Raw genomic sequence first — 20,306 nt, 5'->3', positions numbered from 1 at the left:
GAAACGCAGCCCCAGGTCCGGGGCCGGGAACCGCATGTCCGTCCACCACGGTCCGCTCGGGCCATGCCGGACGGACCCGCGCGCCCACGTCGGCCCGGATCGCCGGACAGGCCCGAGCACCGGACAGGCCCGAGCAAGGGCCTGTCCGGCGGATCACGCCGCATATGCAGGGCAATACACCTAGGGCTGTGACCGGCCGGGCCGGTTGGTCCGGCCGAGACCGGACAGGTGTCTGAGCCTCGCGGCTCTTCTGAGTCTCCCGCTGCCGATCTGCTTGCTGAGGCCGGTCAGCCTCCTGCGCAAGCGCCGCTTGAACCCTTTCGAGATCTGTTTCGTCTGGGAGGCGCGGGTGATGTGCAGGCTGAGGTTGGCGAAGCCCCGGGTGTAGTACGGCTCTACTTCCAGGGTTCCGCTCCGGCCGCCGCGGGCCGGAGCCAGGTCGTCCGCCTTGCGGGCGCCGAACCTTCGCTGGGTGCTCAGGCCCTGGGAGCGGACGTTGAGGTACACGTCCCACACCCCCGTCGGCAGCGGGGCGCCGTCCAGGGCGCGGGTGATGTCGATGTCGGCGGTGAAGCCCGCCGCACTGTGGTCGCAGTCGTGCCCCCGGACACGGGCGTGGGCGGACAGCGGTGCGCTGCGGGTGGGGACGCGCACCTCGCGCCCGTCGTTCCGCAGCCGCAGGACCAGCTCGGTGGCGGGCTCCTGTGTGTCCACGTTCTCGATGTAGCCATGGCCGCGCAGCCGAAGGACGCCATGTCGCCCGGTCCGGTTCCATTCGACGCCGTCCAGCCGGTCGTCCTGCTGTAGTCCGGCGGTGACGTCGTAACAGGAGTCGGGGATACCGGCCTTCGCGTCGCCGAAATACGGGTAGGCGGCGTAGGCGCGCCCGTTCTTGACGGCAATCTCGTGGGGAGGCCGGTGCTTGTCCCTCTCCGCGGTCAGGAAATCGATGATGTCGATCAGTTCCCGCTGCAGTCCGTGCTGTGCGCAGTGGGCGACCAGCCGGAGCGGTGCGGTCATCTGGACGGCGAGTTCCGGGGTGTAGAACTCGTCCAGCTGCTCCTTGGCGATCCCCATGGCCTTCAGCCGGTCGCCCTCCTTCAACAGCGGGAAGCGCCAGGAGAAGGAGTCCAGGAGGCCGCCCCTGAAGTGCCGCAACAGCGCGGCGTCACGAACGGGTCCGGGTTCGCTGCACGTGGTGATCGCGGTCATCAGGCGTCGGGCGACCTCAAGACGTTTCATCACGTCACGGAAGTTGCTGGTGAGGTTGCCCTCGTCGTCGCGCTGTACCTTGAAGTAGCAGTCCTCGTCGGCGACCACCGAGATCACGGAAGCCTGCAGGTAGGCCTTGGTCACGAAGAGGCGGTCCTCGCCCATGTGGATGTCCTCGTCGAAGCGCAGTCGGCGCTCCTCCAGGAACGAACGCCGCATGAGCTTGTGCGGCATCAGGGCGTACCAGACGCGGGAGGTGGCCAGATCGACGACCTCCTGGTCGGCCTCGAACATGGAACGGGGCACGGTGCAGTTGACACCCACGTACTTGCCCAGCGTTATGTCGGAGCCGTTGCGCTCGGCCATGTCGATCATTCGGCGCAGAGCATGGGGGCCGAGGTAGTCGTCGGCGTCCAGGAAGAAGACGTAGCGGCCCCGGGCCAGCCCGAGAGCGACGTTGCGCGGGCCGCTCGGCCCTCCCGAGTTCTGCTGGTGGATGACGCGCACCGTGCCAGGCCGCTCGGCGGCGAACCGGTCCAGCTCCTGCCCGGTGCCGTCGGTCGATCCGTCATCGACGGCCAGGCATTCCAGTTCGTACGTGCCCAGCGACTGTTCGACCACCGATTCCAGGCAGCGCGTCAGATAGGGCATGGCGTTATAGGCGCCGATGATGACTGTGACTGTTGGGTCCGACACTAATTCCCCCCCGGGAACCGTTCATGACGATTACGGTCACATGTTTACCCGTCGTTCACGGCATGTACCAAGTTCTCAACTGTCTTGGGCCTGTGAACGGTTGATCCCCACCCGTACGGCAGCGAGAGCCGCCGGAGGGAACGGGACGGCTTGAGCGAGCCGGGGTGTCGAGGCGCCGACGCAAGGGGCGGGAGAGGAGCCGGCCGCCCGGGAACAGGGGGGGTGGTTCCGGGGCGGCCGGTCGGATCGGTTTGCCGCGCGCCCCGGGGGGTTTGGGGCGAGCGGCCATCCGATCGGTGAGGAGTTCCGGAGCCAGAGGCTCCAGTGGTGTGCGCGAAGGCACGGCCAGGACGGTGCTGGGGAAGCTCCGGCCCGGCGTCGCCGGCAGTCCCCTGCGGGCGGGGTGTTTCTCTCATCTGCAGAGACCGTACGGCAGGCGACGGGGGACCGACAGACGGAAACGGATCCCGCCATCGGCCCCCCACACGTTCTTCACAGGCCCTCACGCGGGCCCCCTGCATCCCCGGCGAAAACGCCTTCCGTCACCGCCGGGGTTCGCACAGGTCAGATCTGGCCGAAAGCCTGCTCGATGACGTCGAGAGCCTCGTTCAGCAGGTCCTCGCCGATCACCAGCGGCGGCAGGAAGCGCAGGACGTTGCCGTACGTGCCACAGGTCAGGACCAGCACGCCCTCCGCGTGGCAGGCCTTGGCGAGCTTCGCGGTGGCCTCCGGGTTCGGGTCCTTCGTGCCGGACTTCACCAGCTCGATCGCGACCATCGCGCCGCGGCCGCGGATGTCACCGATGACATCGCCGTTCGGCAGCTTCGCCTGCATCTCGGCGAGGCGGCCCTTCATGACCTCCTCGATGCGCTTCGCCTTACCGTTCAGGTCCAGCTCGCGCATCGTCTCGATGGCACCGAGCGCGCCCGCGCAGGCCACCGGGTTTCCGCCGTAGGTGCCGCCGAGGCCACCGGCGTGGGCGGCGTCCATGATCTCGGCGCGGCCGGTCACGGCGGAGAGCGGCAGACCGCCCGCGATGCCCTTGGCGGTGGTGATCAGGTCGGGGACGATGCCCTCGTCCTCGCAGGCGAACCACTGACCGGTGCGGCAGAAGCCGGACTGGATCTCGTCGGCGACGAAGACGATGCCGTTGTCCTTGGCGAACTGCGCGATCGCCGGGAGGAAGCCCTTGGCCGGCTCGATGAAGCCGCCCTCGCCGAGCACCGGCTCGATGATGATCGCGGCGACGTTGTCCGCGCCGATCTGCTTGGTGATCTGGTCGATGGCCTGGGCGGACGCCTCGGCGCCGGCGTTCTCGGCACCGGTCGGCCAGCGGTAGCCGTACGCCACCGGCACCCGGTAGACCTCGGGTGCGAACGGGCCGAAGCCCTGCTTGTACGGCATGTTCTTGGCGGTCAGCGCCATCGTGAGGTTGGTGCGGCCGTGGTAGCCGTGGTCGAAGACGACGACCGCGGTGCGCTTGGTGTAGGCGCGGGCGATCTTCACGGCGTTCTCGACGGCCTCGGCGCCCGAGTTGAACAGCGCGGACTTCTTGGCGTGGTCGCCCGGCGTCAGCTCGGCGAGCTGCTCACAGACCTCGACGTACCCCTCGTACGGCGTGACCATGAAACAGGTGTGGGTGAAGTCGGCGAGCTGCGCGGACGCACGGCGTACGACGGCCTCGGCGGAGGCGCCGACCGACGTCACGGCGATGCCGGAACCGAGGTCGATCAGACGGTTGCCGTCCACGTCCTCGATGATCCCGCCACCGGCGCGGGCGGTGAACACCGGCAGGGTGGAGCCCACACCTGCGGCCACCGTCGCGAGACGGCGGGCCTGCAGCTCCACCGACTTCGGGCCGGGAATGGCAGTGACGACGCGGCGCTCCTGCGGAATTGCGGTCATGAGGGGCTCCTGTGGGGTGTTTCGGACGCTTCTCTTTCTGCAGGCTATGGGCGAGACCCGGGGTCCGGCATGTTCCGTTCGGGAGTGGTGGCCGTACGCGGTTGTCCTTCACGGACATAGCGACGGGGTGCGGGGGCCGGGCTGCGGCGGTGCGCGGGCGGGACGAAGGGCCCCGGGGCACGGGCGAAGACTTCCCGCCGGACCGCGTCTGACGGGGTGGTGCGGGGCACTAGATTGATGACTTCGGGCGCCCGCGCCCGGAGTTACCGGTCGGCGCTGGTCAGGGGACGAGGGACAGCACATGGACACCGAGGGCACGTACGACTCACGCGGCACCCGCTCCGGTCATCCGGTGCCGCGCCCGGCCGGCCCGCCACCGCCCGAACTGCCGCCCAGGCCGGGCTACGCCCCCGCCTCCGGCCCCTCCCTCGGGGACTGGCTCCGCACTCCGAGGCCCGCCGCGGAACCAGGTGTCTGGCGGCTCGGCCATGCCCCCCGGCCCGCCGAGGAGAAGGAACGCACCCCGGACCGCACGCTGGTGAGCGGCGCGGTGATCTCGCTGCTGGCCTGCATCCTCGTCTGGTCGCTCTGGCGCAACAACTACATCCCGTACTGGCGGGTTCCGCTGAAGCTCTTCACCCCCGGCGACTGGTGGGGGCCGTTCGGCGACGAGCCGCAGACCCGGGGCGCGGTCCGTGCACTCGACATCTACCGTCTGCTGATCATCGGGGGCCTCGTCTACGGATTCGGCCGTCTGGGCAACTGGCCGGCCGCCTTCGAGCGGTGCGTCGCCGCCAGGGGAGCCGCCGCACGGGCGGGCGGTGCGGCGATCGGTGCGCTGCTGGTCTGGATCCTGGTCTGGAACGGGACCGTGCCGGGGATGGGGCTGGCCTTCGGCCTGGTTCCCGGCTCCTGGCTGGGCCCCGACCAGCCGATGTCCCCGGTGGTCAGCTACGGGCTGTACATCGTGCTCACCCTCGTGATCGTGTGGCCGTTCGCCAGGCTGGGGCGCTGGACCGAGGCGTGGCGCCGCGGCGGGTCCCCGCAGCAGGCACCGGGCCGGGACGGCCGCGACCCGGCGAAGCCGCACACGCCCGGCGGTGCGGACGCCATCGTCGAAGGCAGCGAGGAGGACCCGGCCGAATGGCCGGATCTCCGCGCCGCCGGACAGCACCAGGCCGCCGCCGCGCTCGCCGGGGAAACCCGGTCCGGACGGATGAACGATGTCGACTACGCCCGCATCCGCCGCGCCTGGACGTCCGTGCGCGCCGACCACTCCAGGCTCTCCGCCTTCACCGACACCGTGCTGCGCAACGGCTCCGCCGCCTGCACCCACCCCTCCGGCGCACGTGACCTCCCGGTCCGCGCCGCCCGGCACGATCTGCTGGTCCAGCAGGTCAGGCTCGGCACCGTCGAGGACGGCGAGCGCAACCCGTACGCCCGCCGCGGCAGCGGCATCGCCCTCGATCCCGGGCTGCTGGGCACGTCCCTGCTCGCCGTCGGCCCGCCCGGCGCGGGCAAGAGCCGGGCACTGATCCGGCCCGTCGTCGAATCCCTCGCACTGCAGGCGCTCGCCGGACAGGCCGCCGTCGTCGCCGTGTGCGCCGCCGGTACCCAACTCGGCGGCGACCAGGGGTTCGACGTCGTCATCAAGGTCGGCGACCCGTCATCCGTGCACGATCTCGATCTGTACGGCGGCACCACCGACCCGGACGAGGCCGCGACCGTCCTCGCCGACGGCCTGGTCGGTGACCTCCCCGAGGTGGACAGCAGACGCGCCGCCACGGCCCTCGCCCAGCTCCTCGGCCCCTTCCGGGCCGCCCACGGCCGTTTCCCCTCCGTACCGGAGCTGCGGGAACTCCTGGACGGTGTGCCCGGTGCCCTCGCCGCCCTGCGGGAGGCGCTCGACGCGACGGGACACCCCGGCATGCAGCGCGAGCTCGACGGCCGCGCCCGCCAGTCCGGTGCGCCCGGCGACCCGGGCCCGGCTCTCGCCGACCGCGTCGCCCTGCTCGACCGGCCCGCCTTCACCGAGTTCTTCGACACCACGGGCAAGGCCCGCCCCTTCTCGCTGCGCGCCCTGGAACACCCGCTCCGGGTCCGTATCGATCTGCCCGAACGCGGCCATGCCGAGGCGTCCCGGCTACTGGCACGTCTGGTACTCGCCCAGTTCACCGCGAGCGCCGCGGCCCGTACCGACCGTTCCCTCTTCGCCTGTCTGGTCCTCGACGACGCGACCCACACCCTGACCCCCGACACCGTCCGCGGAATCCAGCGGCTGCGCTCCGCGCACGCCGGGGCCGTACTCACCCTGCGCACCCTCGACGACGTACCGGACCAACTGCACACGGCGCTGCTCGGTGCGGTCGGCTGCCGGATGGCGTTCTCCGGAATCACGACGTGGGACGGGAAGAAGTTCGCCGAGGCCTGGGGAACGGAGTGGGTCGAGACCCGCGACGTCACCCAGCGCACCGTCTTCGCCGACCAGCCGATGACCCGGGCCATCCACGCCTTCCGCAAACTGGTCACCGGCAAGGCGGTCACCACGGACGCGGTGACCGTGCGCCAGGTCGAGCGGGAACGCTGGTCGGCCTCCGAACTGGCCCACCGGGTACCGGCCGGACACGCGGTGCTCTCCCTGACGACGGTACGGGGGGAGCACGCGCCGCCCCTGCTGGTGGATCTGAACGGCTGAGCGGTACGCAGGGTGGCCCGTGGCGCCGGAGCGGTTACGGCGGACCCTGCCGCCCTGGCAGAATCGGTGGGAGCCGTTCATACGGGACGGCGAAAATCGACTCCCTGAGGTCCCGCGGTCCCCATGCCCCCCACTCTCGCCTCGCTCGTCCAGCATTCGGCACTCAAACTCACGGTGCGTGCGGGGGCGGACCGGCTCGACGCGCCCGTCCGCTGGGCGCACGCCAGCGAGCTGACCGACCCCGTCCCGTACATGGAGGGCGGCGAGCTCCTGCTCGTCACCGCCACCAACCTCGACGCCGAGAATCCCGAGGCGATGCGGCGGTACGTGCGGCGGCTGGCCGGGGCCGGAGTCGTCGGGCTGGGCTTCGCCGTCGGCGTCCACTACGACGACGTACCGCAGGCTCTGATCGACGCCGCCGAGGAATCGGGACTGCCGCTTCTCGAAGTGCCGCGCCGCACCCCGTTCCTCGCCATCGCCAAGGCCGTGTCGTCGGAGATCGCCGCAGATCAGTACCGGGCGGTGACAGCGGGGTTCGAGGCCCAGCGGGAGCTGACGAAGGCGGCACTCGCGGGCGACGGCCCCGGCGAAATCCTCACCCGTCTCGCCGCGCACGTCGACGGCTGGGCGGCGCTGTACGACGCCTCCGGCGCGGTTGTCGCCGCGGCCCCCGACTGGGCCGCACGCCGGGCCGCCCGGCTCACCCCCGATGTGGAACGGCTGCGGGAGCGCCCCGCCCCGGCCAGCATGGTCGTCGGCGACACCGACGACCGGGTCGAGCTCCAGTCCCTGGGCACCGGCCGCCGGGTCCGGGGCGCGCTGGCCGTCGGTACCGGCGCGGCACTGGGCACCGCCGAGCGGTACGCCGTGCACTCGGCGGTCGCGCTGCTGACCCTGACCACCGCCCGCTCCCGGTCCCTCCAGGGCGCGGAGCAGCGACTGGGCGCGGCGGTGCTGCGCATGTTGCTCGCCGGCCAGCCGGACCACGCACGGGCCGTCGCCGGGGATCTGTACGGCGGTCTGCTCGACGCCCCGTTCCGGCTGCTCATCGCGGAGGCGTCCGCCCCCTCGACAACGGCCCCGCTCGGCGAGGCGATGGAGGCGGCGGCCTTCCGGACCGGCGAGACCCTGCTGGCCGTGCCCGAGGGCGAACGGCTCGTCGTCCTGGCCGCGGACGGCGGAGCGGCGGTCGCGGCCTGCGCGGCGTACGCGGAGGCCCAGGAGGCCCGGGAGGCGCGGCCCCCGCGCGAACCGGCGGCGGAGGAGGAGGGTCACGTGGTCGTCGGCCTGTCCGCACCAGCGGGCCCCATCGCTGTCTCCGCCGCGTACAAGCAGGCGGAGCAGGCCCTGTCGGTGGCCCGCCGCCGGGGCAGGGCACTGGTCGAGCACGAGGAGCTGGCGGCCGGCTCGGTGCTGCCGCTGCTGGCGGACGACGCCGTACGGGCCTTCGCCGACGGAATGCTCCGTGCCCTGCACGAACACGATGCCAAGGGCCGCGGCGACCTGGTCGCCTCGCTGCGGGCCTGGCTCTCCCGCCACGGCCAGTGGGACGCGGCAGCGGCGGACCTGGGCGTGCACCGCCACACCCTGCGCTACCGGATGCGCCGGGTGGAGGAGATCCTGGGCCGTTCACTGGACGATCCGGACGTCCGGATGGAGCTGTGGCTGGCACTGAAGGCCACGAGCTCCCCGTCGACGCCGGAGCCGTAGCGGTTGCCGTTGCCGTCGGCGGAAGGGCAACGAGCTCCCCGTCGGCGCCGGTGTCTCAGCGGCTGCCGGAAGGCCATGCGCCCCCGCTCGCGCCGACGCATCCGACAAAGCGGCGTGTACCCGTCGTGCTCTGCTCCACGCCGGACAAACGCCAGGTCGGCCGTTCGGCCCTACGGTGGGGGCAACACACCCCACGACTCCGAAGGGCCGGAACCTCCATGACTTCCACCCACGCCTTCTGGCTCGCCGGCCGCCAGGCCACCGGCGAGGACAGCTTCGACGTCACCAACCCCTGGGACGGCCGTCTCGTCGGCACCGTCAGCGTGCCGACCGACGCCCAGATCGAGGAGGCCGTCGCGGCCGCGCACGCCGTGCGCGAGGAGTTCGCCGCGACCCCGGCCCACGTCCGGGCCGCCGCGCTCGATCACGTCGTACGGCGCCTGGTGGAGCGCACGGAGGAGATCGCCCAGCTGATCTCCGCCGAGAACGGCAAGCCCATCAAGTGGGCGCGTGGCGAGGTCGGTCGTGCCGTCTCCGTGTTCCGGTTCGCCTCCGAGGAGGCCCGCCGCTTCAACAGCGGTGACGCCCAGCGCCTCGACACCGACGCCGGTGGCACCGGCCGTCTCGGCCTGACCCGGCGCTTCCCGCGCGGCACGGTCCTCGGCATCGCGCCGTTCAACTTCCCGTTGAACCTGAGCGCCCACAAGGTGGCCCCGGCCATCGCCGTCGGTGCCCCGATCATCCTGAAGCCCGCCCCGGCCACCCCGATCTCGTCGCTGATCCTGGGCGAGCTGCTGGCCGAGACCGACCTGCCGGCCGGTTCGTGGTCCGTGCTGACGGTCCCCAACGACCGGATGCCCGCCCTCGTCCAGGACGAGCGGCTGCCCGTGATCTCCTTCACCGGGTCCGCCCCGGTCGGCTACTCGATCATGGAGTCGGTGCCGCGCAAGCACTGCACCCTGGAGCTCGGCGGCAACGGCGCCGCGGTCGTCCTCGGCGACTATGCCTCCGACGAGGACCTGGACTGGGCCGCGACCCGTATCGCGACCTTCTCCAACTACCAGGGCGGCCAGTCCTGCATCTCGGTGCAGCGCGTCATCGCGGACGCCGCGGTCTACGACCGGCTCCTCCCGAAGATCGTCGCGGCCGTCGAGGCCCAGGTCACCGGCGACCCGTCCGACGCCACCACCGACGTCGGCCCGCTGGTCAACGAGGACGCCGCCAAGCGCGTCGAGTCCTGGGTCGACGAGGCCGTACAGGCCGGCGCCCAGCTGCTCACCGGCGGCAAGCGGGACGGTGCCACCTACGCGCCGACCGTGCTCGCCGAGCTCCCGGACAACGTCACCCTCTTCTCCGAGGAGGTCTTCGGGCCGGTGCTGTCCGTGCAGAAGGTGGACGGCGAGGCCGAGGCCTTCGCAGCCGTCAACTCCTCCAAGTACGGCCTGCAGGCAGGTGTGTTCACGCACGACCTGCAGACCGCCTTCCGCGCCCACCGCGCCCTTGAGGTCGGCGGCGTGATCATTGGCGACGTCCCCTCCTACCGCGCGGACCAGATGCCGTACGGCGGCGCCAAGCAGTCCGGCGTCGGCCGTGAGGGCGTCCGCTACGCCATGGACGACTACACCTACGAGCGTGTGCTGGTCCTCACCGGCCTCGCCCTGTAGGTCCGCGAACAGGATCGAACCGATCCACCAGCGCCGCCTGTGATCCGCCTGGACAGCACGACAGCAGGCGGCAGATGAACGGCCGGAGCCCACTGTGCGGGGGCTCCGGCCGTTTCTGCGTATCTGCACCCTGACCTGTGGTGATGGTCGGATCTTGGCTGGTTCAGATGGGGTAGTGGGAGCACCGTGGGAGCACGAGCCGCTAATCTCCGCACATGGCGAACCTTGTTGCGCGTAGGAACAGGGCTGGGGAGGTCTCCAGCTACCAGGTGAGGTGGCGCGAAGGCGGTGTGAGGACCGGTGAGCAGGAGGCCGAACGCTTCGACGACGAGGATTCGGCAAAGGTCTTCAAGGATGCCGTTGACGAGGCCGGGCAGCACTGGCCCCCCGGCTGGGTGAAGGGCAAGGGGTACATCGACCCGACGGCTGCGGATGAGCTGCGATTCCGCTTCGACCGCTGGGCCGTTGAGTCCGTCGAGAACCGCACCGCGAGCAAGCGCTACAAGCAACAGCGCATCCGCGCGCTGGAGATGTACATGTTCCCGACCTTCGGCAACTGCGACATCCGCTCCGCCGAGCACTTCAGCAAGGCCACGATCGGCGCGTGGGTCAACAAGATGCTGAAGACGAAGGTCAAGCGCGGGTCGAAGATCAAGGACATGTCGCCAGAGACGCTGCGGGGTCTGCACGGGCTGCTGTCGTCGGTCCTGAAGGAGGCCGTAGTCGCCGAGCCGCCGCTTCGAGACCGCAACCCGTGTGACCTGACCCGGTTCCCAAGCAATGACGACTGGGGCATCAGCGACGACGAGTCGAGTGACGACATGGAGTTCATGACTCCTGAAGAGGCCGCCGGCCTCGTCGAGTGCTTCCCCCGCCCCAGTGATCGGATGCTCGTGCGGACGGCGTACGGGAGCGGACTGCGGTGGGGCGAGATCAGCGCGCTCGCGGCGCGGCATGCCCGCAACCCCCGGCCCGGCGAGTACGAGCTGCGCGTCACCCGGGCGTGGAAGCGGGTGCCGGGCGAGGAGTGGTACCTGGGACCGCCGAAGTCGAAGGCGGGGCGGCGGACGGTCGAGTTCACGGCCGGGCTGTGGCAAGAGCTCCTCGACTACGGCCTCGCCACGATGGGGAAGGACGATCTGCTCTTCCATGACGGCAGTGGCGGCCGGCTCCCGTACTCGACGTTCTACGACCGGTGGATGGCGGGGGTTGCTGAGGCCAAGAAGCGGGGGGTGATGCCGACTTGGAAGTTCCCCACATTCCATGATCTGAGGCACTCGCACGTTGCGGCGCTGCTGTCGGACAGGCACAGCTTGACCTACGTGCAGCGGCGCCTGGGGCACGAGTCGATCAAGACCACATCCGACCGGTACGGGCATCTGCTGGAGACGGCGCACACGGCCGCTCTGGTGACGATCGATCGGGTCATGGGGTTCACGCCGCCCGCTCGTGCTGCGTCGCAGGAGAACAACCGCGGGCATGACGGGGCGCGCACGGTATACGTCGCCCACATCGGTTCGCAGCGGGTCGCCTTCTGGGATTCGGACGATGCCGAGGGGACGGCGGAGCGCTGGGTGCGTGAGCGCGGCGGCTCGGTGCACGTCGAGAAGATGACGAGCGAGGGGTGGATCGGCTCCGTCGGTGATGGGGCCAGCGCGGACAGCGCGCTGAAGTCCGTGCGTACCCAGACGCCGCGTCGTGCCTGGGTGTGGGAGGCGGGGCCAGCCGTGTATGCCCAGGACGGGTCCGAGGTCGTAACGAATCCGAGTGCGGCAGAACTGCGCGGCTCGTGGCGGTGGGACTTCGAGGACCTCTATACCGAGGAGCTTTCGCACTCGGCCGTTGAGCGGCCTATTGGCCCGGAGGCGCGGACAGTTGCTCGGGCCTGGGGGAGGGATGAGGACACCGTCCACGCGGCGTTCGCGAATGCCCGAGCGGAGGCGCTACGGATCTGCGGGCTCATCCCGTCGGCCAGGACGGGGAACGGCCAGGAGGCCACGACCTGACGGTCTAGCACGTTGAAGGGGCCCCGGATTCCGGGGCCCCTTTTTTTCATTCATCTGTCGGCTGTTGGGGGCTTTTCCCGTTTCGGGGTATCGGCGGTCGATCTGACGCCAGCGCGCATCACTGATGCCGGCCCAGCTCGCCGCGCTGCGCGCGGACATGCGGGAGCAAGGGCCGCCTTGATGGGTGCGGCCTCCGGTGGGCGCTCGGGGCGCGAGCTAGCACCCGGGGGTGTGGCTTCGCGCGACTGCGCGCTACCGGTCCCCCAAAGTGTGGCGCATTACTGGCCGGCCCTGTACTCGTGAAGCTGCCGTTACCCGTCATGTAGCGGAGCGTGACTGACTGCCGAGGTCCGTAGTGGGGGCATGCAGGTTGACGCGGTTCTCGTACTCGCGGCGGGCCTTGCGCTGGGCCGGGACCGCCGCGGCGCCGTCGAGGGCCGGGCAGAGGCCGAGGAGTCGGTGCCCGATGCGGGTGGCATCGATGACGAAAAGGCCCCCGGTGACCCGAGGGCCTTTCAACTACCTGGTCAGACGCAGGTGTTGACTCTCCAGGCTTGGGTTGCGGTTCCAGAAGCTCGCTTCCAGTGGATCACTGCGCATTGGAAGCGTTGCTGGATTTCGTTGCCGACCTCGTGTTCGTAGGAGGTGGGGTAACCCATCGGCCCTTGCTCACACCCGTCGCTGCACCAGTATTCACCGATTCCTCCCCAGACGGGCCATGCTCCGGTGCGGGGGGACCAGTAGATCGTCCCGTGTTCGAACTGGGTTCGTCGGCCGACTCCGTCGGGGTTGACCAGTTCGTCGGTGAGGGGGCATCCGAGTGGCCCGGTACGGCCTTTCATCTCGGTGTACCTTTTCTCGATGTCTCCTACGACTTCGTGTCCGCAGTAGGGGTCGCTGGGGTCGGCTTGTGCGGTTGGTGTGACTGTGATGCTGAGGCCGGTCAGCAGGGCTAGGGCGGTCAGTACGCCGATCCGGCTTCGAATTCCTCGCTGGAGGGTTGTTCCGAAATGCATGACATCGTCACCTTCCTTGGATTGGAACTGCCTTACGGGCCAACGAGGCGATTCGACAGATGGAAACGGCCCTCGATTAGCCCAGAAGATCGAAAACGCTGACAAGCACACCCCACGTCCGCTACGGAGAGCTACTTGTCACCTCGCGGCAGCTTCGGGAGAAGAGGGCCGACTTCAGGTGTCAGTACGTGTTTGGGTCGAATGCACTCGCATTGGCTGATTAGCGATCATCAGATGGAGTGACGGGCGAATGGGTGAATACCACCCAGGGAATGCCCCCTGCGGCCGCCGTCGGTGGCGTTGGCAATCCCAAGCCGCAAGGAGTCACACATGTCCATGGTCCAGACTGGAAAGGTCGACCTGTCGTCGAACCAGCCCATCGAGACGCGTGGGGGGAACACTTCCACTTTCACCCGCGTCGACTTCCCCGCCCGATTTCCCAGCGGATCCCAGGTGATCGTGCTGGCTCAGACCCAGACGTTCAACGGCCCGGAGACGCCCGGCATCCGCCTCCATGACGTCACCCCCGAGGGATTCCTGATCCGTTTCAACGAGGTCAACGTCAACGCCAACGTCCGCAGCGACGGCCAGCACGCGACCGAGACCGTCGGCTGGGTGGCCACCACCGTCTGACAGGGCACCTGCCGCCTCTGGTCCCGCCTGCACCCAGGACCAGAGGCGGCAGGTGCTGCTGGCACCAGGGGTCGGGCAGGAAGCGGCCGACTCGGTAGGCTCGCAGGCGCTGCTGGTTCTGGGCCGGGCACCACCATCACCCTGGGGGTTGCTGTGGCAGCTGGCTGCGCGTCGCATACGGCGCAGATCATCGACCGGGACGGAGCCGTGGTCTCCACGGCCGACGTCCTCCTGGAAGTCGAATGGTCCCGGACGCTCGACGACATCTCGACCGCCCGCGTCCTCGTCGCCCCGGACGCGGACTGCTGTGCCAGCCTCTCCCGCGTCCGCTCCTGGCGCCACAAGCTCGCGATCTACCGGGACACCAAACCCGTGTGGGAGGGGCCGATCACCGCACCGGAGTGGGCGGCCGACGGTGTGGAGATCAGCGCCGTCGACGTACTTGGATGGCTGGACAGACGAGTGCCCCACAACGACCAGGCTTTCGTGGCCCACGAGCTTACGGAGATCGCGGCCTGGCTCATCGACGACGGCTTCGCCCCGGACGACCCGGGCCACACGGTGCAAATCATTGGCCCGTCCCGTATCCGTGGTGACCGCTCCTACCAGACCGATGTGGGGCAGACCGGTGACCACCTGAGGGATCTCGCCGCGACCGGCATCGACTACACCGCCCTGGGGTCCGCGATCATCATCCTGCCCGAGGACCATTACGCCCGCGTCGGCTCCCTGGCCGACACGGACTTCAGCAGTCCGCTCGTCGTCGCGGAGGACGGCCTCGCGCTCGCCACACGATGGGTCATCCACGGCAAGGACGCGATCAAGGGGGAGGCCGGCGGGATCCACCCCTACTACGGGCTGTTGGAGCGGGTCGCGGAGGAGACGTCGATCCTGGACGACATCTCCGCGGAGGCCGCGGCCCGTTCACGCCTTGCAGCTTCGTCTCCGGCCCCGGTGTTCATCGACTCCCAGGAGGCCACCTTGGCTCCGGATGCGGGTGTGGACGTGTCGGCCCTCGTGCCCGGGTGGTGTGTGGATGTCACCACCACCCAGACCTGCCGCACCATTTCCCAGAGCCTCAAGATCGCCGCGGTGAAGGTGAAAGAGGACAGCAGCGGCGAGACAGTGTCGGTGCAGCTCACCCCGGCGGGGGTGTGACGACGTGGTACTCCGCGGCTCCGCGCCGAGGCGCTCCCCGGACAATCCGCTCGCCGGCGTCCTGCGGGACCTCGACCGGCGTACCCGGAGCATCGAGCATCAACCCAAGCCCAGCCCTGAGCCCGGCCCGAGGGGCGAGACCGGCGAGCGAGGTCCCCAGGGGGAGCCGGGCCCACCTGGTCCGGTCCCGGCCGCGACGGTCGCCGTCAGCGACCGGCACGGGCGCGCCACCTGGACGTTCGACCCCCCGTTGCCGGTGCCCCCTGTTGTCGGCGCTGTTGCTGTCGACCCAGGGCATGGCGAGCGTGGGCCGCTCACCGTCACTGTGGAAGAGGTCACGGCGGCATCCGTCGTGGTGCGGATGTGGCGTACCCGGCCGGTTCTCGGCCTGGGGCTGCTGCCCGCCGTCCCCGCTGCCGGCGTGGACGTCCACCTCACCGCAACTTTGGCGGATCGAGGCTAAGCCCTGAACCACGACCGCTCCACGGTGTGTGGGTCGAAGGCGGACGGGATGGGAGCTGGGGAGGGTGGTGGGTAAAGGTCGTGGGGCAGGTGGCGCGGCGAGGCTGACATCCGTCACTGACATCAACGTCGACGGACGAGGGCAGACAGTGACGGTCCCCTACGACTATCGTCACAGGCCAGTGACCTGCCTCACCTGCGTCTCTGCCGCCGTTATGAAAATGTGGAGTTACCGGATTGAGCTACCCCTACGAACTGGAAGACGAGACGCTTTGGGATGCGGGCTCCCAAAGCGGTCGGCTCTACTTCTCCCTTGCGCAGGGCGCAGCGGAGCACATCCAGATGCCGACCGGATTGACACACAACGACCGGCTAGGCGGCTGTGACATAGAGCTGCCGACGTTCCAGGCGTTCGTGGAAGGGCTGTACGACTCCTACTCTCGGACCAACAGCGCGGTGCTGCAGGGACTGTGGCGCGGCCTGCTGGTCACATCGCTCGTTCTCCTGGACATGGCGGGGTCTTCCATCGCACTGAGCGCCGAACACGAGGATGCGCTTCGAAGCGACATGGCCTCTTTCGGACGCTCCATGGGGGCTCCAAACTGGAGGCAGTACAGCAGTACAGCAGCGCAGTACCGCAACCTCAGCAACCGCCCGCGTCCGGTAGCGTCCCTCCCGGGTCCCGTAGCGGCCGGTATGGCCGTCGTTGACCGATCCGGCGAGAGCTACGGATCAGAAGGCCCCCAAGTACCGGCGCCCCGCGTCCAACTGCACCAGTTCGAGCGGGGACCGGCAGACGCAGAACGGACCAGCTCCGCTGGCGGTTGTCGACGACGACTGGAGGGTAGTGAGCTCGACGTGACCGACGACCAGAGGAAAGAGATACGCGACCTAGTCCGTGTCTTGGGCGATGGAGTCTGCGACCCTCACTACCGGTCGGCGCACGATGCCGCCCAGAACATCTGCTCTGTCATCTACGAAATGATCCCTGTCGACTTCCATGGCCTCGTCCACGAGGCGGCCCTGGCCGGATACGCGGCCGCCCTTGGCGACTTGGAGGAAGGCAAGCTGGACGACCAAGTGCGGAAACGTTTTGGGATCCTCGACGGCCCAGCGCCCAGCGACAGTGATGAGCAACCAGGCCTGACGAAGTGAGTGTCTAACTGCGTGACAACGCAGGCGGATTGCTACGGACGTCCACGCACGCCGAAGGATCATCGCAGCAGCTCAGACCGCCCCGGACCCAAGGCCGAGCGCCCACCCTAGTTGCTTCGGGACGAAGAGGTCCGTGCACCACTTCCGCGCCAGAACGAGCGGGGAACAGCCTGGAATTACGGCACGCTCCGAGGCCGCGAACCGGCCGTTCGCCCAGCTCAGCCGTAACACCGGCCCTTGATCACTGCAGCTTCCCAAGCGGAGGTGGTAGTCCAGGGGCTGACGTGCCTGACGCCGCCCCTGTGACGTTTCTTGATCCGGTTGCGCTCTTGTACAGGGGGCCGGAAACTCCGGTTGCCCTAGGAGGGCTCAAGTGCTTTTCAAACGCGTCGTGCTGGCCGTAGGGATCGTCGTCGCTGCTGGTCTGCCGACAGCAGGGACCGCCGCGGCGGAGCAGGGGACGGCGGCCGGCCGGATCACCGCCACTGGCTATTCCTCCGGCTCTCCCGCTCTGGTCTCGCTCGACCCCGTGAGCGGCGACGTCATCCGGACCTTCGCGCAGAACGCCGAGGACGGCGTCCTCTCCCCGAAGGGCTCCACCGTGGCGTACATCCAGCGCGACGACACCTGCATTCCCCAGACCGAAGGCTGTATGTACGCCCGGAACCTGGTGGTCGCCGACGGCGATGGCAATGACCAGCACGTTCTGGTCCGGGGTATCGCGCCCGAAACCAATGAGGCCCCGTACGTCGAGCACCCCGACTGGTCCCCGGACGGCAAGCGGATCGTCTACGACAGCCCGCGCGGTATGGAGTGGATCAAGAGCGACGGCACGGGACAGGAGGTGCTCACGACAACCGGTGGCGCAGGCACCTTCTCGCCCGACGGCCAGAGCATCGCCTTCGTGAGGACCACCACGTACGAATCGGCCGACGGCTGGGAGTACGGCAGGGACGTCTGGGTCATGGACATCGCCACCCGGCAGGTGCACCAGATCAGCACCGCTCGCAACGCGCGGTCCACGCCCGTCGACTGGTCCCCCGACGGGCAGCGCATCGCCTACGTCACCGAGAGCGGCCTGAACGCCGTCCACGTGGCGACCGGCGCCGTCACCGAGCTGCAGAGCAGCTGGACGACCCCCCTCAGCAGCGTCCAAGGCCCCGTCTTCTCGCCCGATGGCACCCAAATCGCCTTCTCCGCCATGGACGACTTCGACTACACCCGCAGCACCTACGTCGTCGACGCCGCCGACGGAAAGAACCTCCAGGTCCTAACGGACCAGGCTGTGACCCCCACCGACTGGCTGAGCAGGTAGCAGGAACGCCGGCCGCGGGCCCGGGTGGTGCCCGCGGCCGGCCGTCCCGTGGTCGGCGGGCCCAAGGGGTGCACAGTGGGCGCGACGGAGCCCGGCTGCGGTACAGCAGTGAAGTACAGCAACCCCAGAAACCGATCACGTCCGGTAGCGTCCTCCTACGCCCATAGCGCGACCGGTATGACCGCCAGCGACCGATCCACACAGAACTACGGATCAGAAGGTTGCAGGTTCGAATCCTGCCGAGTGCACGCAGCTAGCGGTGTCCTGCGTGGTGATCGCTCGTTGGGCTGTTCATGGGGCGGCATACATGGAGTTGGGCGCCGCCGCACTGCCGTGGACATTGACTGGCTTGTGCACGCCAGAGGGGCTGCCGAGATACTCGGCAGCCCCTCTGGATTGTCCGACTGCCCCGCCGTGCGCCACGTGATCCCACTGTGGATCAGTGCGTGTGGCCAGCTTGTGGCCACCAGGCGGCGGAGCCTGACCTCGGCTGAATCAGCGCTCCTGCGCGCAGGGGCAATCCCGGCGCGCCACGGGACGCGGGGTCAGATGCGGACCTGTGTGACCACGGCGGGAGAAGTGAAGTCGACGAAGGCGCCATTAGCGAGGATGTTGGTGTTGAAGCTGGGGCCTCCGCTCTGTGCGTGGAAGGTGCCGGCGCATCGCTCCGTGCCCCCAGTGATTCGCTTGCGATTGGACCAGGTCCCGTTCATCGTGCCCGCTCCACGGAAGCCGTACGCGGCATACGGGGTGCTCCACGGGGAGAGGACACAGTCTCCGGACTGGGGGGGATTGTGCTGCACGATCGTTGTTGTGATCTCGGGCTCGGGGTCGATGAAGCCGAGGAACTTGATGGTCCCCTTCTCGGGATCGGCCTGGTAGTGAGCCACCTTCCCCGCCGGTGCGGACTCGCTGGACACTGACTGCCCAACCCACGTCAAGGGCTTCACGTCAGCAGGCGTGTCCGCTGTCGACGCCTGCGCGGTACCCGAGAGGAGACCTCCGGCGACCAAGGCGCTTATTACAACTGCCGTTCCACGTAGCTTCACTGGAGATTCCCCACTTCTCAGGCCGTGTCCCTCACGGCCGTCACGGCGATTGAACTTACCTACGGCACTTGCCATACGTAAGGTGATCACATCATCACTTTCGGCCACTATTTGGTGCGGCGGCCTCTTTCGGTCGCTGTGCGGCCACCGGGTTTGCCCCCCTATGCTTAGGGGTATTTCCCAGCGCTGACGCGAGGTCCTCATGAAGTTCCTGCATCACATCGTGGCTACGGCCGCTGTCTTAGGGATGGCAGCAGGCGCCACTCCCGTCGTTGCCTCAACCCCGACGGATACCGATCACGCTGCAACTGAGGCCGCAGCGGCCGGCTGGCCGCTGGCATATGAGGCGGACCCCAAGACAGGGCGCTACGTCGCTCTGGGGTTCGTAAGCCCAGACGGCCGAGTGGTGCCGTTCTCCACAGGGCAGCAGGGCTACATTGCTGATCCGCGTGCCGGCAAGCTCGCGCCCGTAAGGGAGGGGCAGCTCTCCTCCCCAGCGCCGGCCGACTACACCCAGCAGCCAAGGTAAAGAGCGGCAATGCCCCACTCTCGGGTGGGGCATTGCCGTTTGTGGCGCGTGCCAGAGGACCTGAAGTGCTCCAGGTGCTCAGGGAAATTGCCGTTGGGCGGAGCCGGGCTCGTCCCTACGACGCCAGGGCGCTCCCTGGCAGCGTGGGCGAACGCGCGGTGCTGTGTCTCCGAGGCCCGGCCGGGGGCTGTCCAGGATCCGGGGTCAAGTCCCAGGTTCGTACGCCCGGAGGCTTCACGGAGATCCGGCCGGGTGTCGATGTTCTACCTGGTGCCGCACGGATCTTCCGCATGGCGTCTGCCTTAGGCTCGATGCAGTCGCTGGTTGTGGGCCGGACTCGTCACAGCAACCCCATGGGAGGGGTCATGGCTGCGGTTTGCGCGTGCGGCGAATACTTCAATGTCGATGACACCGGCGAACTCTGCTTGAACCCGGGCACGATGGGCCTACGGAAGGTCGTGCAGTTCGGCACGCCTGGAACGTACAAGTTCCGGAAAGCGGATTACCCGTGGCTGGCCCGTGTGCGGGTCAAGGTCCAGGCGGGTGGTGGTGGTTCGGCCGGGGCCGATGCGGAGGCGAAGCAGCTGATTGCCCGGCCTGGCGCGTCCAGGGGTGGCTACTCGGAGTCGGTGATCGAGGTCGGGGCACTCGCCGATGTGGAGTCCGTCGTCGGTGAGGGCGGCTCCGGAGGCGACGGCAACAATCCGGGCTCCGCAGGCGGTGCTTCTTCTTTCGGTGGGACGGTGACTGCGGCTGGTGGGAATCCCGGCACGGACGGCATGACCAGCGGCACCTCGAACACGACGTCCAACGGTGTCGTCGCGCCGAATGCCGGTTCGGGGCAGGTCACGAGTGGCGGTGGTCCTGGTCAAGGCTCGCTGCGTATGGGGGTGCGCGGCATGGCTGGCATGGGCGGGGATTCCTGGCTCGGTTTCGGCGGGTACGGGCGGACCACGTCCGGGTCCGGAAGTGCGCCGCGCGGCCGTGGTGGCGGCGCGGGCGGTGCTCTCTCTGCGGACGGGAAAAGGTACACCGGCGCTTCTGGTGGGACCGGCATCGTGATCATCGAGTTGCTGGGTTAGTGGTGGATGCCTCGTACGA

General features: G+C 69.0%; 15 protein-coding genes and 1 pseudogene. 10 read left to right on the top strand and 6 right to left on the bottom strand.

All coding sequences use genetic code 11. The features are described from left to right. Nucleotides 1–180 precede the first annotated feature (180 nt). The 3 genes and pseudogenes from NRF20_RS13220 to gabT form a co-directional block, all read right to left on the bottom strand. Nucleotides 181–1,908 carry a glycosyltransferase gene (locus NRF20_RS13220; RefSeq protein WP_413752620.1) on the bottom strand — a complete coding sequence of 576 codons (1,728 nt, stop codon included), beginning with the start codon at nt 1,906–1,908 and terminating at the stop codon, nt 181–183. Between the two features lie 191 nt (nt 1,909–2,099). Then, nucleotides 2,100–2,324: pseudogene (locus NRF20_RS13215) on the bottom strand (phosphoesterase); the annotation flags it as partial. Between the two features lie 148 nt (nt 2,325–2,472). Then, complete coding sequence (gene gabT, locus NRF20_RS13210; RefSeq protein ID WP_398630257.1) at nt 2,473–3,813, bottom strand: 4-aminobutyrate--2-oxoglutarate transaminase; 1,341 nt, start codon at nt 3,811–3,813, stop codon at nt 2,473–2,475. Between the two features lie 301 nt (nt 3,814–4,114). On the opposite strand from gabT, the gene NRF20_RS13205 reads away from it, so the two are divergent. The 4 genes from NRF20_RS13205 (at nt 4,115) to NRF20_RS13190 (ending at nt 11,888) form a co-directional block, all read left to right on the top strand. After that, on the top strand, nt 4,115–6,508 hold the full coding sequence (locus NRF20_RS13205; RefSeq protein ID WP_398630256.1) for an ATP/GTP-binding protein: 2,394 nt from the start codon (nt 4,115–4,117) through the stop codon (nt 6,506–6,508). A 123-nt stretch (nt 6,509–6,631) separates the two neighbouring features. Further along, complete coding sequence (locus NRF20_RS13200; protein ID WP_398630255.1) at nt 6,632–8,218, top strand: PucR family transcriptional regulator; 1,587 nt, start codon at nt 6,632–6,634, stop codon at nt 8,216–8,218. 218 nt (nt 8,219–8,436) lie between these two features. After that, the gene (locus NRF20_RS13195) at nt 8,437–9,882 is read left to right on the top strand and encodes an aldehyde dehydrogenase family protein (protein WP_398630254.1); all 1,446 of its coding nucleotides are present in this window, start codon (nt 8,437–8,439) and stop codon (nt 9,880–9,882) included. 215 nt (nt 9,883–10,097) lie between these two features. Further along, the gene (locus NRF20_RS13190; RefSeq protein WP_413752619.1) at nt 10,098–11,888 is read left to right on the top strand and encodes a tyrosine-type recombinase/integrase; all 1,791 of its coding nucleotides are present in this window, start codon (nt 10,098–10,100) and stop codon (nt 11,886–11,888) included. 318 nt (nt 11,889–12,206) lie between these two features. Here the strand turns inward: NRF20_RS13190 and NRF20_RS13185 are convergent, their stop codons facing one another. Further along, nucleotides 12,207–12,407, bottom strand: coding sequence for a hypothetical protein (locus NRF20_RS13185; protein WP_398630252.1), 201 nt, complete (start codon nt 12,405–12,407; stop codon nt 12,207–12,209). 8 nt (nt 12,408–12,415) lie between these two features. After that, nucleotides 12,416–12,904: an LGFP repeat-containing protein gene (locus NRF20_RS13180; RefSeq protein WP_398630251.1), complete on the bottom strand. Its 489-nt coding sequence runs from the start codon at nt 12,902–12,904 to the stop codon at nt 12,416–12,418. Between the two features lie 330 nt (nt 12,905–13,234). Between NRF20_RS13180 and NRF20_RS13175 the strand changes: the two genes are divergently transcribed. The 5 genes from NRF20_RS13175 to NRF20_RS13155 all read left to right on the top strand — a co-directional run bounded on the left by NRF20_RS13175 (nt 13,235) and on the right by NRF20_RS13155 (nt 17,627). Next, nucleotides 13,235–13,537 carry a hypothetical protein gene (locus tag NRF20_RS13175; protein ID WP_398630250.1) on the top strand — a complete coding sequence of 101 codons (303 nt, stop codon included), beginning with the start codon at nt 13,235–13,237 and terminating at the stop codon, nt 13,535–13,537. A gap of 153 nt (nt 13,538–13,690) precedes the next feature. Beyond that, complete coding sequence (locus NRF20_RS13170; protein ID WP_413752618.1) at nt 13,691–14,695, top strand: hypothetical protein; 1,005 nt, start codon at nt 13,691–13,693, stop codon at nt 14,693–14,695. Between the two features lie 4 nt (nt 14,696–14,699). Further along, nucleotides 14,700–15,158 carry a hypothetical protein gene (locus tag NRF20_RS13165; RefSeq protein WP_398630248.1) on the top strand — a complete coding sequence of 153 codons (459 nt, stop codon included), beginning with the start codon at nt 14,700–14,702 and terminating at the stop codon, nt 15,156–15,158. 236 nt (nt 15,159–15,394) lie between these two features. Beyond that, a complete protein-coding gene (locus NRF20_RS13160; protein WP_398630247.1) occupies nt 15,395–16,312 on the top strand; it encodes a DUF6086 family protein in 918 nt (305 codons plus the stop codon). A 373-nt stretch (nt 16,313–16,685) separates the two neighbouring features. After that, the gene (locus NRF20_RS13155; RefSeq protein ID WP_413752617.1) at nt 16,686–17,627 is read left to right on the top strand and encodes a DPP IV N-terminal domain-containing protein; all 942 of its coding nucleotides are present in this window, start codon (nt 16,686–16,688) and stop codon (nt 17,625–17,627) included. A 545-nt stretch (nt 17,628–18,172) separates the two neighbouring features. On the opposite strand, the gene NRF20_RS13150 is transcribed toward NRF20_RS13155, so the two are convergent. Next, a complete protein-coding gene (locus tag NRF20_RS13150) occupies nt 18,173–18,517 on the bottom strand; it encodes a hypothetical protein (protein WP_413752616.1) in 345 nt (114 codons plus the stop codon). A 1,053-nt stretch (nt 18,518–19,570) separates the two neighbouring features. On the opposite strand from NRF20_RS13150, the gene NRF20_RS13145 reads away from it, so the two are divergent. Further along, the gene (locus NRF20_RS13145; protein ID WP_413752615.1) at nt 19,571–20,287 is read left to right on the top strand and encodes a hypothetical protein; all 717 of its coding nucleotides are present in this window, start codon (nt 19,571–19,573) and stop codon (nt 20,285–20,287) included. The last annotated feature ends 19 nt before the right edge of the window (nt 20,288–20,306 follow it).

Source organism: Streptomyces sp. R-74717 (assembly GCF_047305335.1).
GTDB classification, from domain to species: Bacteria; Actinomycetota; Actinomycetes; order Streptomycetales; family Streptomycetaceae; genus Streptomyces; species Streptomyces atratus.
The sequence above is the reverse complement of the archived record's forward strand: the minus strand, read 5'-3'. Positions and strand labels throughout refer to the sequence as shown.

Excerpts from the sequence above, each read along its gene's own strand:
- gabT (WP_398630257.1), bottom strand. The coding sequence starts at position 3,813 with ATGACCGCAATTCCGCAGGAGCGCCGCGTCGTCACTGCCATTCCCGGC.
- NRF20_RS13205 (WP_398630256.1), top strand. The coding sequence starts at position 4,115 with ATGGACACCGAGGGCACGTACGACTCACGCGGCACCCGCTCCGGTCAT.
- NRF20_RS13200 (WP_398630255.1), top strand. The coding sequence starts at position 6,632 with ATGCCCCCCACTCTCGCCTCGCTCGTCCAGCATTCGGCACTCAAACTC.
- NRF20_RS13195 (WP_398630254.1), top strand. The coding sequence starts at position 8,437 with ATGACTTCCACCCACGCCTTCTGGCTCGCCGGCCGCCAGGCCACCGGC.
- NRF20_RS13190 (WP_413752619.1), top strand. The coding sequence starts at position 10,098 with ATGGCGAACCTTGTTGCGCGTAGGAACAGGGCTGGGGAGGTCTCCAGC.
- NRF20_RS13180 (WP_398630251.1), bottom strand. The coding sequence starts at position 12,904 with ATGCATTTCGGAACAACCCTCCAGCGAGGAATTCGAAGCCGGATCGGC.
- NRF20_RS13175 (WP_398630250.1), top strand. The coding sequence starts at position 13,235 with ATGTCCATGGTCCAGACTGGAAAGGTCGACCTGTCGTCGAACCAGCCC.
- NRF20_RS13145 (WP_413752615.1), top strand. The coding sequence starts at position 19,571 with ATGGCTGCGGTTTGCGCGTGCGGCGAATACTTCAATGTCGATGACACC.